Annotated in this window: 15 protein-coding genes; 4 read left to right on the top strand and 11 right to left on the bottom strand. The window is 64.9% G+C overall.

Translation table 11 applies throughout. The features are described from left to right. Window positions 1–17: 17 nt before the first annotated feature. Together A5892_RS14185 and A5892_RS14180 are read right to left on the bottom strand one after the other, a co-directional pair. On the bottom strand, window positions 18–542 hold the full coding sequence (locus A5892_RS14185) for a hypothetical protein (RefSeq protein WP_064123348.1): 525 nt from the start codon (window positions 540–542) through the stop codon (window positions 18–20). Further along, the gene (locus tag A5892_RS14180) at window positions 539–1,411 is read right to left on the bottom strand and encodes a TatD family hydrolase (protein ID WP_064123347.1); all 873 of its coding nucleotides are present in this window, start codon (window positions 1,409–1,411) and stop codon (window positions 539–541) included. Before A5892_RS14180 ends, A5892_RS14185 begins: the two co-directional genes overlap by 4 nt. A gap of 172 nt (window positions 1,412–1,583) precedes the next feature. Between A5892_RS14180 and abc-f the strand changes: the two genes are divergently transcribed. Next, window positions 1,584–3,512: a ribosomal protection-like ABC-F family protein gene (gene abc-f / locus A5892_RS14175; protein WP_064123346.1), complete on the top strand. Its 1,929-nt coding sequence runs from the start codon at window positions 1,584–1,586 to the stop codon at window positions 3,510–3,512. A gap of 333 nt (window positions 3,513–3,845) precedes the next feature. Here the strand turns inward: abc-f and A5892_RS20305 are convergent, their stop codons facing one another. Next, window positions 3,846–4,133 (bottom strand): hypothetical protein, encoded by a 288-nt coding sequence (locus tag A5892_RS20305; RefSeq protein WP_150123560.1) that lies wholly within the window; start codon window positions 4,131–4,133, stop codon window positions 3,846–3,848. Here A5892_RS20305 and A5892_RS14170 point away from each other — a divergent pair. Beyond that, window positions 4,123–4,359, top strand: coding sequence for a type II toxin-antitoxin system ParD family antitoxin (locus A5892_RS14170; RefSeq protein ID WP_064124524.1), 237 nt, complete (start codon window positions 4,123–4,125; stop codon window positions 4,357–4,359). The two genes, A5892_RS20305 and A5892_RS14170, sit on opposite strands and share 11 nt — an antisense overlap. Beyond that, on the top strand, window positions 4,356–4,685 hold the full coding sequence (locus A5892_RS14165; RefSeq protein ID WP_064123345.1) for a type II toxin-antitoxin system RelE/ParE family toxin: 330 nt from the start codon (window positions 4,356–4,358) through the stop codon (window positions 4,683–4,685). The genes A5892_RS14170 and A5892_RS14165 overlap by 4 nt, the downstream gene beginning before the upstream one ends. A 290-nt stretch (window positions 4,686–4,975) precedes the next feature. Here the strand turns inward: A5892_RS14165 and A5892_RS14160 are convergent, their stop codons facing one another. The 5 genes from A5892_RS14160 to leuS all read right to left on the bottom strand — a co-directional run bounded on the left by A5892_RS14160 (window position 4,976) and on the right by leuS (window position 10,456). After that, the gene (locus tag A5892_RS14160; protein WP_064123344.1) at window positions 4,976–5,434 is read right to left on the bottom strand and encodes a universal stress protein; all 459 of its coding nucleotides are present in this window, start codon (window positions 5,432–5,434) and stop codon (window positions 4,976–4,978) included. 165 nt (window positions 5,435–5,599) lie between these two features. Next, entirely contained in the window at window positions 5,600–6,076 is a 477-nt protein-coding gene (gene slyA / locus A5892_RS14155) for a transcriptional regulator SlyA (RefSeq protein ID WP_052365596.1), read from the bottom strand. Window positions 6,077–6,136: 60 nt separating this feature from the next. Then, on the bottom strand, window positions 6,137–7,201 hold the full coding sequence (gene holA, locus A5892_RS14150) for a DNA polymerase III subunit delta (protein WP_064123343.1): 1,065 nt from the start codon (window positions 7,199–7,201) through the stop codon (window positions 6,137–6,139). 7 nt (window positions 7,202–7,208) lie between these two features. Then, complete coding sequence (locus A5892_RS14145) at window positions 7,209–7,766, bottom strand: LPS-assembly lipoprotein LptE (RefSeq protein ID WP_082890479.1); 558 nt, start codon at window positions 7,764–7,766, stop codon at window positions 7,209–7,211. A 110-nt stretch (window positions 7,767–7,876) separates the two neighbouring features. Next, entirely contained in the window at window positions 7,877–10,456 is a 2,580-nt protein-coding gene (leuS, locus tag A5892_RS14140) for a leucine--tRNA ligase (protein WP_064123342.1), read from the bottom strand. 282 nt (window positions 10,457–10,738) lie between these two features. Between leuS and A5892_RS14135 the strand changes: the two genes are divergently transcribed. Continuing rightward, window positions 10,739–11,305, top strand: coding sequence for a zinc ribbon-containing protein (locus A5892_RS14135; RefSeq protein WP_064123341.1), 567 nt, complete (start codon window positions 10,739–10,741; stop codon window positions 11,303–11,305). Window positions 11,306–11,395: 90 nt separating this feature from the next. Here A5892_RS14135 and A5892_RS14130 read toward each other — a convergent pair whose 3' ends face one another. From A5892_RS14130 to A5892_RS14120, 3 genes are all read right to left on the bottom strand, one after another. Continuing rightward, on the bottom strand, window positions 11,396–12,133 hold the full coding sequence (locus A5892_RS14130; RefSeq protein ID WP_064123340.1) for a YdcF family protein: 738 nt from the start codon (window positions 12,131–12,133) through the stop codon (window positions 11,396–11,398). Then, window positions 12,130–13,632 carry an apolipoprotein N-acyltransferase gene (gene lnt / locus A5892_RS14125; RefSeq protein ID WP_064123339.1) on the bottom strand — a complete coding sequence of 501 codons (1,503 nt, stop codon included), beginning with the start codon at window positions 13,630–13,632 and terminating at the stop codon, window positions 12,130–12,132. Before lnt ends, A5892_RS14130 begins: the two co-directional genes overlap by 4 nt. A gap of 93 nt (window positions 13,633–13,725) precedes the next feature. Then, complete coding sequence (locus A5892_RS14120) at window positions 13,726–14,595, bottom strand: HlyC/CorC family transporter (protein ID WP_064123338.1); 870 nt, start codon at window positions 14,593–14,595, stop codon at window positions 13,726–13,728. Between the last annotated feature and the right edge of the window lie 93 nt (window positions 14,596–14,688).

Genomic DNA, 14,688 nt, shown 5'->3' with positions numbered 1-14,688 from the left:
ACCGGCGCCGAGGCGCCCTAGCCGAAGCTTTCGTCGTCGAGGGCGAAATCGTCCGGCAGCTGGTCGGCGAATTGCTGGTGCAGCAGCAGCATCACCTCCACTTCGTGCTCGGCGTTGAGCGGCGTCAGGCCGCGTTCGTCGAGCAGCTTGCGGCGCTCGTCCTCCCACTGCGAGGCGTCGAGTTCATCGTAGAGCTGGTGGGCGGGCGCGAGCTCGACCATCGGGTCGAGCGAATACTCATCGAACAGCCGCTCGAGCGCCTCGAACTCCTCGCCGACGCCGTTGACGTAGAGCGTTGCGCCGTCGTGATCGGCTTCGAGTTCGCGGATCACATCGAGCGGCCGCACACCGAGGGTATGCAGCGTCTCTTCGTCATAGTCGCCAAGCGCGATGTCCTCCTCTTCCAGCCAGCTTTCGAGCGGCTGGATCAGGGTGTGCTTGACCCGACCATCGGCGAGTGTCCAGGCCACCGCTACGGGTAGCGCACCGTCGCCCGTCTCGATGCTGATGAAGCCGGGCAGGGCATTGGATGTCTGGCTCATCGGCTTGCTCCTATCGCAGTAAGCTGCGTGATGCTGTCCAGTCGGAAGAAGCGCTGCGTGGTCCGGGTGGCGGCGCCGGCGAGAGTCGCCTCGTCGAGGCCGCGCAGCCCCGCGATCTCGCGGGCGATCCACGGCAGCAGCGCCGGCTCGTGCCGGCGTCCCTTGAGCTTGGCTGGCAGGTTGCGCGGCAGCAGGTAGGGACAGTCGGTCTCTATCATCAGCCTTTCGAGTGGAATCTCGCCCACCAGTTCGCGCAGCTGTAAACCCCGTCGTTCGTCGCACAGCCAGCCGGTCAGGCCGATGTGCAGGTCGAGATCGAGATAGGCATAGAGCGTCTGCCGGTCACCGGTGAAGCAGTGGACCACGGCATCCTCGATGTCGTCGCGCCAGCTGCGCAGCATCTCCAGCATCGTCGTAGAGGCGTCTCTTTCGTGCAGGAACATCGGCAGGCGCCGCTCGGCGGCGATCTCGAGCTGTGCCTCGAAGGCACGGCGCTGAGCATCGCGTGGGCTGAAATCGCGATTGAAGTCGAGCCCGCACTCGCCGACGGCGACCATGCCGGGCCGGTCGAGGGCTTCGCGGATCAGCTCGGCATACTCGTTTCCCCAGTCGGCGGCGTGGTGGGGGTGGACACCGGCGGTGGCGAAGAGCCGCGGGGAGGGATCATGGCGAGCCTCGATCAGCGCCAGCGCGCCCTCGATGCTGTGGCGATCGGTTCCGGTCAGCACCAGCGCTTCCACCCCTGCTTCGAGGGCGCGAGCGAGCACCGCGTCGCGATCCTTGTCGAAACTTTCATGGGTCAGGTTGGCGCCAATGTCGATCAGTGGCTCGGGCGAGCAAAAGCGCAAAGCGTCCGGCAGCGGGTGCATGAATGTCTCTCTTCGGCTTGCAAGGCGCCCAGGATAATCGCATCCCCTGTCCAGGGTCACGCCTGCGGCTGAGATGCCTTCGCGCTTTACTCCGGATGACCGGAGCGATGCGCTACAATGCGCGTTTGGTATCCATCCACGCCATTTTTCCATAAGAGGTGAGCGCAGACCCATGAGCTTGCTCCAACTCGAAGCCCTCCAGCTCGCCTACGGTAACCAGATTCTGCTCGACCACGCCGAGCTTTCCATCGATCGCGGCGAGCGCCTTGCCCTGGTCGGCCGTAACGGCGCCGGCAAGTCGACGCTGATGTCGTTGATCGAGGGCGAACAGCTCCCCGACGATGGCGTGGTGCGCAGGGTGCCCGGGCTGCGCGTGGGCGTGCTCTCCCAGCGCCTGCCCGCGGCCGAGGGGCGGCGGATCTTCGATGTAGTCGCCGAGGGAATGCCCGAGACCGGCCGGCTGCTCGCCGAGTACGACACCTTGGTCGCCTCTCCCGAGCCCGACATGAAGCGTCTGGCCACTTTGCAGGAGCGGCTGGAAGCGCTCGATGGCTGGTCTTTTCACCAGCGCATCGACCAGGTGCTCGAGCGCCTAGGCCTGCCCGCCGCGACTCTGATGGAAGGCCTCTCCGGCGGCTGGCGCCGGCGGGTGGCGCTGGCCCGCGCGCTGGTCGCCGATCCCGACCTGCTGCTGCTCGACGAGCCGACCAACCATCTGGACCTCGACACCATCATCTGGCTCGAGGAGCAGCTGCTGGCCTTCAGGGGCGCGGTGCTGTTCGTCACCCACGACCGCGCCTTCCTCGATCGCATCGCGACGTCGATTCTCGAGCTCGACCGCGGCCTGCTGCGCCGCTATCCAGGCGACTTCACCGCTTACCAGGAACAGAAAACGCACGAACTCGAGGTCGAGGCCCGCGAGCAGGCGTTGTTCGACAAGAAGCTTGCCCAGGAGGAGGCGTGGATTCGCCAGGGAATCAAGGCGCGCCGAACCCGTAATGAAGGGCGGGTGCGAGCGCTCAAGCGGCTGCGCGAAGAGCGCTCCCAGCGCCGCGAGCGACTCGGTAGCGCAAGGATCGAGGTCGACAGCGGTGAGCGCAGCGGTAAGCGGGTGGTCGAGCTCAAGCACGTCAGCCACCGCATCGCCGGTCGCGCCGAGGGGGAGTACGTGATCCGCGATCTGAGTCTCGAGGTCCAGCGCGGTGACCGGATCGGCCTGATCGGCCGCAACGGCGCAGGCAAGACCACGCTGCTCAAGATCCTGCTCGGCGAGCTCGAGCCGAGCGAGGGCGAGGTCAACCTCGGCACCAAGATATCAGTGGCCTACTTCGACCAGCTGCGAGCCGGCCTCGACATGGACGCCACGGTGTACGACAACCTCGCCCTCGGTCGTGACCATGTCAGCGTCAAGGGGCGGGATCGTCACGTGATGAGCTACCTGCAGGATTTCCTGTTCAGTCCCGAGCGAGCGCGCCAGCCGGTCAAGGCACTCTCCGGCGGGGAATCGAACCGGCTGCTGCTGGCCAAACTGTTCACCCAGCCGGCCAACGTGCTGGTGCTCGATGAGCCGACCAACGATCTCGACGTCGAGACCCTCGAACTGCTCGAGGAGCTTTTGCTCGACTTCGATGGCACGCTGCTGCTGGTCAGTCACGATCGCGCGTTCATGGATAACGTGGTGACCAGCGTGCTCGCCTTCGAAGGCGATGGGCGGGTACGCGACTACGTCGGCGGCTACAGCGACTGGCTGCGCCAGGGCGGTCGTCTGCCGCCGGCGCCCGGCCAGCTCGGGGGAGAAAACCCCGCGCCGGCGAAGGATCCAGCGCCCCAGCCCGCCGCCAGCGAACCGGTGAAGCCCGCGCCGCGGGTGCAGAAGCTCTCCTACAAGCTGCAGCGTGAGCTCGATGGACTGCCGTCTGAGATCGAGAAACTCGAAATCGAGCTAGCCGCGCTCGAGGCGAAGATCGGCGATCCCGGCTTCTATCAGGGCGACGCAGCGGAGATCGAAGCGACCCTGGCCGAGCTGGGTGCGGTGCAGACGCGGCTGGATGAGCGGATGGAGCGTTGGATGGAACTCGAGGTGGCGCAGCAGGGCGAGTGACGTTCGAAGCCAAGACGTTCGACCCGAAAAAGGGGCGGGGCGCCCAAGAGCGCCCCTAAGATTAATGACAAACCCCTTTTGACCCAGCGACGCTTTCGATCCTGGCGAGTCGAGAACCGTTTGGGTCCTAACGCGCCTGTTGCTCGTTTAGATGCGAGGGGCGGCCCCCTCGCGCTCCCCCTTTAGGGGGATGCGCCGCCACGAGATCGCGAAACCCTGGCCGATCAATCGCTAGCCCTCGGGTCGGCGCGCATGGACGTCCCTGTCCGGGCGCGCCTTTTGCGACAGCCATGTCGCAAACCCCGGTGCAAGCGATTGCCGTCCAGCGCGCTCTCAGAGGCGGCTGGAAGCCATCATGGCATCTTCAAATACTTTGCCGGCAGTCTGCGTACCTGTCGGGTCGAGCTGATCAAGCTGTGAGCCTGATGTGTTGCTTGCTGGTTTCCGATATCCGGGAAAGATGGTCATGTTATGGATGTTCTGCGCGTCCTGCGTTATGGCCAAGCCCCTTCGGCTTGTTTTGTCGCAAATCGGCATAGTGATTTCGATACTGGTGAGGTGGGGTTTGGGGTGTATACTTTGGCAACTTTTGTCAAAGGCGGACAGAGCCATGAGTACCATGAACATCTCCCTGCCGGACGCCCTCAAGAGCTTCGTCGATGACCAGGTCAGCCAGCGGGGCTACAGCACCAGTAGCGAGTATGTGCGGGAGCTGATTCGCAAGGATCAGGATCGGCAGCACCTGCGTGGTCTGCTGCTGGCTGGGGTAGAGTCGGCTCCCACTGTTCCTGTAGATGGTGCCTACTTCGAATCCCTGCGCGCCAGGGTTCGTAAGGCTCGAGGGTGAAGGGTAAGCCCGTCGTTCCGCGAGCCCTTGCCAGTCAGGATGTAGAGGACGCTGTCAGCTATTACCTTGGTGAGCAGGCCGAGCAGGCTGCACTCGGTTTTATCGATGCCTTGGAAAATGCCTATACCCACATCAGCCGCCAGCCGGCCTCGGGTATGCCTCGGTACGCCCATGAGCTGGCTTTACCAGGGTTGCTCTACTGGCCGCTGAAACGCTATCCCTATCTGGTGTACTACGTTGAACGCGATGAGCATGTCGATGTATGGCGCGTTTTACATAGCGTGAGGGACATTCCTGGATGGTTGGTTGAAAGCGACTCTCATTAGTTGTCGGGATTGTGGCTGGCCGTATCTGGCAGCGGTAATGGACTTGTACTCACGCAAGCTCGTATGCCAACCATGGAGAGGCAATGACGGATATCGCCGACTACATCGTTGGTTTTTACAACAACGTGCGCCTGCACTTCGCAGGGTCCGAAATTAGTTGCCCACTACATGCCTTCATCAAAACGAAGCCCTGGCGGCAAGGCCAGGGCTTCGTCAGCATGAGGGCCCCCAAGGGGGGTGCCCCTTTTCATCGATGATCCAAAGCTGTCTTCATTCTCTCGACGCGGCGCTCACTCCTGCGCGTCGTCGCCTTCCTGACCGACGCGCACGGCGAGCACATCGCACTTGGCGCCGCGAAGCACACCGGATGAGGTGGAGCCGAGCAGCAGTGCGAAGCCGGTGCGGCCGTGGGAGCCGACGACGATCAGATCGACACCGTGTTCTTCGGCGAAACGGTGGATCTCGGAGTCCGGCATGCCGACGATGATGTGCTGGCGCTCGCGCGGGATGTTGCTGGGATCGGCGATTTCGGCAAGACGGGTACGCGCATGCTCATCGAGCTGGTCCTGCAGCGTGGTGACATCCATCGGGATGTCGCCGCCGTAGGCGAAGCCGAGCGGCTCGAGCGCGTGGATGATCGAGATGGTCGCGCCGTTGCGCTCGGCGATCGGCAGCGCACGTTCGAGTACCAGATGCGAATCCCGCGTCAGGTCGACGGCGACAAGTACGTGACGGTATTCGTGGCTCATAGTCCTGCTCCGGCGGTTGGGTTAGGCATACTCTAGGCGCCGATACGGATGGCGACAACCTTGACGGCCTCTTCGAGGCGGGGCTGCGTCAAGATACCGCGTTCGGCCGGAAAAGCGCGCAGGAACGGCTGAAATGAGCCTGCACGGTGAGCGATAAGTTGCGGTTCAGGATTCACTCTGCTGAGCGTTCAGCAGACGCTGGCTGTTGTGCTCGATCTTCTCGAGGGTGGACGAAAAATGATCGACTTCCTCCTCACTGAGCCCTTCGAGCATTTCGGCGCGGGCCTGGTTGACCACGAAATCGATCTGCTCGATCAATGGGGCCGCTTTCCTGGTCAGATGAATGCGCTTGGTACGCCGGTCATGGCCGCATGGGCGCCGCTCGATCAGGCCTTGGCGCGCGAGCTGGTCGAGCGTGCGGACCAGCGAGGGAGCCTCGACACCGATGCTGCGGGCCAAGTCGCACTGGGCTTGGCCATCACCGCTCTTCCACAGGTTGTAGAGCGTGATCCACCTGGTCTGGGTCAGGCCCAGTGGAGCCAGGCGATGGTCGACGACGGCGCGCCAGCTGCGTGGCAGCCTGGCCAGCCTCATTCCGATGTCGTCGTACTTGGAGGGAGGATGTTGGAATTTTATGTTCATCGATGCCGAGTTCTGCGTGCGTAATTGTAGGGTTTTAAAGTGTAACAATTTGTTTGCAGGTCAGCCTGGCTGAATTCGATAGGCACCCGCCCATTCACACAGTGGCCCCCTTCCGCCGGCAAGCGTCAATGCCAGATCGGACAACGCAGCCCAAGTAGGCAGGGGAGCCGCGCCCTTGATCGAAAGATCGATCCGTTGGGCGAACAGCAACAGCTTGCACAGGCGAGCATGGGGCAAACGCTTGGTGGCAGCCTGGTAGCCAGGGCGTCGCTTTTCCATGATTGAAGGTTTCTGCGCCTTACAAGCATGATCGAAACTCTGGCCCTGGTCGAGATGCTGACGAAGCGAAAGCAGCGTACGCAGTTCGCGGGTCAGCGCCCAGAGCACCACCGGCGCTTCGACCCCTTCCGCGCGAAGGCCCTGGACGATACGCAGGGACCGCTCGCGCTCGCCCTGGACACAGGCATCGGTGAGGTTGAAGACATCGAAGCGGGCGCCGTCGCCGGAGCTCTGCTCGATGCTCTCGAGATCGAGCCGGGCTCCCGCCGGATGCAGCAGGCGCAGCTTTGCCAGGGTTTGATCGAGGGCCAAAAGGTTACCTTCGAAGCGCTCCGCCAGCGCCTGGCTCGCCTGGGTATCGAGCTCGAGCTGGTGACGGGCGGCGCGATCGCGCACCCAGAAGTGCAGCCGCTTGTACTCCACCGGCCAGACCGGGACGAACACGCCTACCGCATCGAGGACCTTGAACCATTTGCTCTGCTGGGTGCGATAGTCGAAGCGCGCGGCGCTGATCAACAGCACATCGTCGCTGTGCTTTGCATTGGCCGCATAGGCTTCCAGCGCCTTGGTGCCGTCCTGACCGGGGGATTGGCCGCCGAGGCGCAGCTCGAGCAGGCGACGGCTGGCGAACAGCGACAGGTTGCTGGCCGTCTCGGAGAGCTGGGACCAGTTGAAGTTGGCCTCGACGTGCAGCACTTCGCGCTCGTCGAAGCCGCGCTCGCGGACCGCGGCCCGGATCGCGTCGCACGCCTCCATGTGCAGCAAGGGCTCGTCGCCGGAGACGATGTAGACCGGTGACAGGCGCTTGCCCAGCTGGTCGCCGAGCTTGTCGGGAAAGACCTTCACCCAAGCCTCACTGCTGTTCGGCCAGCGGGCTGGCGGAAAGCGCCCGCATCCGCTCTATCAACTGCTGGGCCGCATCGCCGGCCAGACGCAGGCGCAGCTGGGTACGTTCGTCGTCGCGCTGGAGCAGCTGGCTGGTGCTGGTGCTATAGGAGCCCCTGCTCTCGACGTACTGCTGGTCGACCAGGTAGGCGCCGTCAAAGACACGCTGCACCGAGTAGGGCACCCGCAGGATCAGCTCGCGCTCCTGGTTGCCGCCCGAGCCACCGTAGCCGAGCTGGTTCTCGCTGTAGTTGGCCGCACCGAGGTTGAGCTGCAGACGCGCACTGGGATCGATCGAGACCCCGGCGCTTTCGAGGCGCCGGCGCAGTTCGCGAGCGAGCTCGTTCTGCGGCGTGTCGTCGGCGACCTGGAGCAGCAGGTGCTGCATGATCGGCCCGGAATCATTGCCGGTGCCACGCAGCTGGAAACCGCAGCCGGCCAGCGCCAGGCTGGCGCCGAAGACGGCGAGCAGCAGGCCTGTGCGTAGCCTGCACCCGAGGCGATTGCTGTGTGAAGGGAGCGTCAAGCGGGTCTCTCCTTGTCATCCGGCCTCGGCATGAGGCCTGGTCATGGCGCTGCGTGGCTACGCCCGTGCATTGCTTGGCCCCGGCGGCTCGGGCCTGCCGGGGTTTCGATTCAGGAGGCGACGATGTTGACCAGCTTGCCCGGCACTACGATCACCTTGCGGATCGTCTTGCCTTCGAGATGGCGCTGGACGTTCTCGTTGGCCAGGGCCTCGCATTCGACCGTGACCCGGTCGGCATCCGGTGGCAGTACCAGCTGGGCACGCAGCTTGCCGTTGATCTGCACCACCAGGGTGATGCTGTCGCGCTCGAGTGCCTTCTCGTCGACGCTGGGCCAGCGTGCGTCGATCGCCGCTTCCACGTGCCCGAGCGCCTGCCACAGGGTATGGCAGACATGCGGGGTGATCGGGGAGAGGATCAGCACGCAGGCCTCGATCGCCTCGCGCGCCACCGCCAGCCCCTGAAGGCTGTCGTCATCGAACTTGGCGATCGCGTTGGTCAGCTCCATCACCGCGGCGATCGCGGTGTTGAAGGTGGTGCGCCGACCGATATCGTCGGTGCATTTCTTGATCGTCTCGTGGGTCTTGCGGTGCAGGTCCCGCTGCGTCTCGGTCAGCTCGGAGGCGACGATGTGCCCCGGCTCGCCCTGCGCCAGGTGCTCGTGGGCCAGTTTCCACAGCCGCTTGAGGAAGCGATGGGCACCCTCGACGCCGGCGTCCGACCACTCCAGCGACTGTTCCGGCGGGGCGGCGAACATCATGAACAATCGCACGGTGTCAGCGCCGAAGCGATCGATCATCGACTGGGGATCGACGCCGTTGTTCTTCGACTTCGACATCTTCTCGATGCCGGCCATCTCCACCGGCTGGCCGTCGCTTGCGAGCACCGCGGATACCGGGCGGCCCTTGTCGTCGCGGGTCACCTCGACCTCGAGTGGATTGAACCAGCTCTTGGCGCCGTTGGGCTCCTCGCGATAGTAGGTCTCGGCGACCACCATGCCCTGGGTGAGCAGGCGCTGGAACGGCTCGTCGCAGTCGACCAGGCCGAAATCGCGCATCAGCTTGTGGAAGAAGCGTGCGTAGAGCAGGTGGAGGATCGCGTGCTCGATGCCGCCGATGTAGATATCGACCGGCAGCCAGTAGCGGGCGCGCTCATCGAGCATCGCTTCCATATTGTCGGCGCAGCAGAAGCGGGCGTAGTACCAGGACGACTCCATGAAGGTGTCGAAGGTGTCGGTCTCGCGGGTCCAGCCGTCACCGAGCTCGTAGAACGAGCGCAGCCGCTTGAGCGGCGAGCCGGTGGCATCGATCTCCACCTCGGTGGGCAGCCGGACCGGCAGCTCGTCGTCGGTCAGGGCCACGGTCTGGCCTTCGGGGCCGTACTTGACCGGAATCGGCGCGCCCCAGTATCGCTGGCGTGCGACGCCCCAGTCGCGCAGGCGGAAGTTGATCCGCACCCGGCCGCGCCCCTCTTTCTCGAGGCGTTTGGCGATGGCGTCGAAGGCTTCGTCGAACAGCATCTCGTCGAACTCGCCCGAGTTGATCAGCTGGCCGTGTTCGGTATAGGCGCCCTCGCTGAGGTCAGGCACGTTGCCGTCGAGATCGCTGATCACCGGCTCGATAGGCAGACCGTACTTGGTGGCGAACTCCCAGTCTCGCTGGTCGTGCGCCGGCACCGCCATCACCGCGCCGGTGCCGTATTCCATCAGCACGAAGTTGGCGACGTAGATCGGCACCTGCCTGCCGGTCAGCGGATGGCGGGCGCGATAGCCGGTATCCAGCCCTTTCTTCTCCATCGTCGCCATGTCGGCTTCGGAGGTACCACCGGCACGGCACTCCTCGCGGAAGGCGAGCAGCTTGGGATCGAGCTCGGAGGCGAGCCGGGCGATCGGATGGTCGGCGGCCACCGCGAGGTAGGTGACCCCCATCAGTGTGTCGGGGCGGGTGGTGAAGACGGTGAGCTTGGAATGCTCGGCCGCGACCTCGGCGACCTCGAAATCGAGCTCCACGCCCTTGGACTTGCCGATCCAGTTGCGCTGCATGGTCTTGACCTGCTCGGGCCAGGCGACCTGGTCGAGATCGGCGAGCAGCTCTTCTGCGTAGTCGGTGATCTTCAAGAACCACAGCGGGATCTCACGACGCTCCACCTTGGCGCCGGAGCGCCAGCCGCGTCCGTCGATCACCTGCTCGTTGGCCAGAACGGTCTGGTCCACCGGGTCCCAGTTGACGCTGGAGTTCTTCTTGTAGACCAGCCCCTTGTCGACCAGCTTGGCGAAGAACCACTGTTCCCAGCGGTAGTAGTCGACGTCGCAGGTGGCGAGTTCACGGTCCCAGTCGTAGGCGAAGCCGAGCGCCTTGAGCTGGGTGCGCATGTAGTCGATGTTGTCGTAGGTCCACTTGGCCGGCGGCACGCGATGCTTGATCGCGGCATTCTCCGCCGGCATGCCGAAAGCGTCCCACCCCATCGGCTGGAGCACGTTCTTGCCCTGCATGCGCTGGAAACGGGCGATCACGTCGCCGATGGTGTAGTTGCGCACGTGCCCCATGTGCAGCTTGCCGCTCGGGTAGGGGAACATGCTCAGGCAGTAGAATTTCTCGCGGTTGGCATCCTCCACCGCTTTGAAGCAGCGGTTCTTTTCCCAATACTGCTGCGCGCTGCGTTCGACTTCGAAGGGGGAGTACTGTGCATCCATCGCTTGATCTTGACACCTTGAGGTTTGGGGGCCGGCCGGTGGCGCGTATGGCCCGCGAGAGGCGGGTGGGGTCGGGCCGGGGCCGTTGAGCGGCGCCGAGGAGCGCACGCTGCGCTGCGTGGCCGATGCGGCCCGAGCGCGAAAATAGTGGGGAACAAGCATACCTTAGACGACCCGCGACAGGTAGCGCCGTCCGGCTATACTGCGAGTGGGCGAGGGGGATGGATTCGCTCCTTGCGCGAGTGCCTGACCAGATTGATCAGTCGAAGAAGGAGCCATGCGATGAACGAAGTCAAAGGCGGCGACTCAACGCCTGAGGTTGAACCGCGGCCAGCACGGCTCGAAAGCGGCTATCAGCGTATCCTCGAGCGGCTTGGGGTGGGGCGCGACGCTGGTGAAGTGGAGCGCGGGCGAGAGGGTTTCGAGCGCCAGCTCGATGAGGCGGTGAACTTCGAAGCCGAGCTCACCGAATACACCAAAGATGAACTCGCGCTGCTGCGCGAATGGGTCCGCCGCGACATCAGCGAGCTCGGCGGCTATCTGGCCAGCGGGGGCGGCAGCGTCGCCCAGTGGTTGGGCATCGATGTCGAGGTGATTTCCGAACAGGTACGCAATGCGCTGTTCGGCGTTGCCGATCGCACCACGCTTGACCTGCAGCGCTTCGACGAGCAGCTCGAAGCGGCCCAGGCCGACTACTGTGAAGGCGAAGTGATTGCTCCCGGTCGGCTAGGCTGCGTCCACTGCGGCGAGCGCGTGACGATCACCGCGATCAGCCGGCTCGAGCCCTGCCACCACTGTGGCCACCGCTTCTTCAAGCGGGCGCCGATGGCCGCCGAGGAGCTGGAGTAGCCGCGGGCCTCGTGCCACGGCCTGCGTTCAACCCAGCTCGTTTACCCTGTGCAAGGCGGCCCTCGTGGCCGCCTTGCCGTTTTGCGTCGCTCAGCGCCCGGCGATCCAGCCGAGATATTCGTGCAGCGCTCGCTGGCTCTGGGCCAGGCCCAGGGAGGAGGGCAGCCAGCCTCGCAGTCCTGGCGGTGCGCTCGAGAAGCTCACCGGCGCGGGCACCACTTCGAAGCCGAGACGCTCGAAGTTGCGCTCCGCGCGGGCCATGTGGAACGCAGAGGTGACCAGGATCACCTTGCGCACCTTGTGCTCGCGCAGGATCAAGGCACTGTAGAGCGCGTTTTCCCGGGTGTTGTGGCTGTGGTTCTCGAGCCAGCGAGACGGCATGCCGAAGGTCTCGATCAGCGCATCGTTCATCAGCTGCGCCTCGGAGCGCCGCTCGCCACCGGGTCGGCCACCGGTCACCAGGATCGGCAGGCGGGTATGGCGGGAGATGCGCGCCGCCTCGGCGACCCGGGCGAAGGTGTCCAGGTTGACCCGCTCGCGAGAACGCCCCGGCAGTGCCGACGCACGTCCGCCGCCGAGCACCACGATCGCCTGCGCTCCGCGCCAGTCGCTGGCCGGTGCCGGGGCGATCCGTTCGATCGGTGCGCTGAGCCACAGGCTCACCCGCGGCGTGCACAGCGCGATGAACGCCAAGGAGACGGCGATGGCGAGCGCGATCGCCGTGCGTGGCCACCAGCGCCACAGCAGTGCCGCGAACAGCAGCGCGGTGACCAGTCCCCCCGGCGGCAGCACGATCGATTTGAGCACCGCGAGCAGCGAGGTGCTCATCGAGAGGCGCCGCGCCGGCGTGAGAGCAGCGCGCCGACGGCGACCAGCGCGATCGATACCAGTACGATCGGCAGGCTGCCGGTGCGGGTGAATGGCGTCAGCCCTTCGACCGCATGGGCCTCGAAGTTGAGTACGCCGGGTTCGAAGCGGGCGATCTGGGCCAGGATCCGTCCGTCCGGGCCGACCACCGCGGTCAGGCCGTTGCTGGTCGCGCGCAGCAGGTAGCGATTGTTCTCGAGCGCGCGCATCTGCGCCATCTGCATGTGTTGCAGCGGGCCGATCGAGCGACCGAACCAGGTGTCGTTGGAGATCGTCACCAGGATGTTCGAGTGGCGCGCCTGGTCGCGCACCAGGTCGGGATAGACGATTTCATAGCAGATCGCCGCGCCCAGGCGCAGCCCATCGGCGCGAAGTGGCTGCTGGCCAGCCGGGCCAGGCGACATGTGCGAGGTGGGCATGTCGAAGAACGCCAGCAGGCCGCGCAGCAGCCCCTCGAGCGGCACGTACTCGCCGAACGGCACCAGTCGATGCTTCTGGTACTCGCTGCGGGTCATGCCGCCTTCCATGTGCTGGTCGAGGGCGATCATGCTGTTGTGGAACAGTCCGTTGCTGCGCGTCAGTACGCCGGTGATCAGGCTGCTGCCCGGGCGCATGTTGGCCTGGGCGAGCTGGTAGAACGGCATCGCCTGCTCCTCGAACATCGGCAGCGCGGTTTCGGGCCAGATCACGAGCTCCGCCTCACCGGCCTGTTCGCGGGTCAGGCGCAGATAGGTGTTGACCGCGGTGCGCTGGCCTTCTGGGCTCCACTTGGTCAGCTGCGGCAGGTCGCCCTGGACCAGCGCCACCGGGATCGGCCGCGGATCGGGGCTGAGCCACTGGGTCGGCAGTACGCTGCCTGCCAGCCAGATCGCCGCCAGCGGTACCAGCGCGAATACACGGCGACGCACGGCCAAGTGCCAGAGCAGGGCGCCGGAAAGCGCGACCAGGAAGCTGATCAGGTAGACGCCGCCGATCGGCGCAAAGCCTGCAAGCAGGCTCTCGACGTGGGCGCTGCCGAGGTAGAGCCAGGGGAAGCCGGTGAGGAACCAGCCACGGAACACTTCACCAAGGGTCCAGGCGGCGGCGAAGATCAACGGCTCAATGACCGACGGCCGTGGAGAGAGCAGGCGATAGAAGGCCGCGCTGATCAGGTAGAAAAGCGCGAGGCCGAGGGCGAACAGCAGGGTCAGCACCGCCGCCAGCGGCATGCTGGTGTAGCCGTAGTCGTGGATCGAGACGTAGACCCAGGAAGCCCCGGCGCCGAACAGCCCGACCCCGTAGCTCCAGCCGATCAGCATGCCGCGGCGCAGCCGGGTGCCTTGCAGCAAGCCATAGAGCGGTGCGCAAATCAGTGGGCCCAGCCACCACAGCTCGAACGGGGCGAAGGTCAGCGTCGTGAGCGCACCCAGGGCCAGGGCAGCGAGGGCTGCGAGCCAGCCGCGATGGAGAATCGAGGACATCGGACTTCCTTGTCGGCGGCAAACGCCGCCGGGCAGCTGAAACGCCGGGCCGCGGTGCTCGCGGCCCGGTTGGAGCTTTGGTTCAGGCGCTGATCACGCTTCGTCGAGATCGGCGATGCGCTCGGCTTTCAGCCAGCGCAGCCGGCGATTGTCGGCGTTGGTCACGGTAAAGCGCCAGCCTTCGAGGTCGGTGCTCTCGTTTCGCTCGGGGAGATGGCCGAAGCGCTGCATCACCAGTCCGCCGATGGTATCGAATTCCTCGTCGGGGAACTCGGTGGCGAAACGCTCGTTGAAATCCTCGATGCTGAGGATCGCCTTGATCGCGTAGCTGCCGTCGCCGAGCTCGCGGATTTCATCCTCATCGTCCACGTCGTGCTCGTCTTCGATGTCGCCGACGATCTGCTCGAGGATGTCTTCGATGGTGACGATGCCCGCGGTGCCGCCGTACTCGTCGACCACCACCGCCATGTGGCTGTGGGTATCGCGGAACTCCTTGAGCAGGCTGTTGAGGCGCTTGGACTCGGGAATGAAGGTCGCCGGGCGCAGTACGCTGGAGAGATCGAAAGCGTCGCGTTCGCTTTCGGGGCGCATGATCAGCGGGAGCAGGTCCTTGACCAGCAGGATGCCGAGTACATCATCGAGGCCGTCACCGATCACCGGATACCGAGAGTGGCCTGATTCGTGGATCATCGGCAGGTACTCGCTCGGCGCCTGGTTGATGCGGATCACCTCGATCTGGGAGCGCTGGATCATGACTTCGCGAACCTGCTGGTCGCTGATCTCGAACGCTCCTTCGATGATCGACAGCCCGTCGGAGTCGAGATCGAAGCGTGGCGCGGTCTGGCGGAGAAACTGGAGAAGTTCGGCGCGGCTGGTCGGTTCTTCGCTGTCGCTTGAAAAAGCACCGAGCAGTCTTTCGAGCCAATTCTTGCCGTTCTGCTCAGCCGATCGGTCATCGCTCATGGCGGTGGTCTCTTGTCCTCGTGAGGGAGTGCGCATGGTGGAGCGCGGGGTGGAAGGCCCGCCGGCATCGGGATGATCGCCGCGGGCGTGGAA

It is taken from the genome of Halotalea alkalilenta, from assembly GCF_001648175.1.
GTDB classification, from domain to species: domain Bacteria; phylum Pseudomonadota; class Gammaproteobacteria; order Pseudomonadales; family Halomonadaceae; genus Halotalea; species Halotalea alkalilenta_A.
Note: the sequence above shows the minus strand (reverse complement) of the source record. Positions and strands in the feature narration are given on the sequence as shown.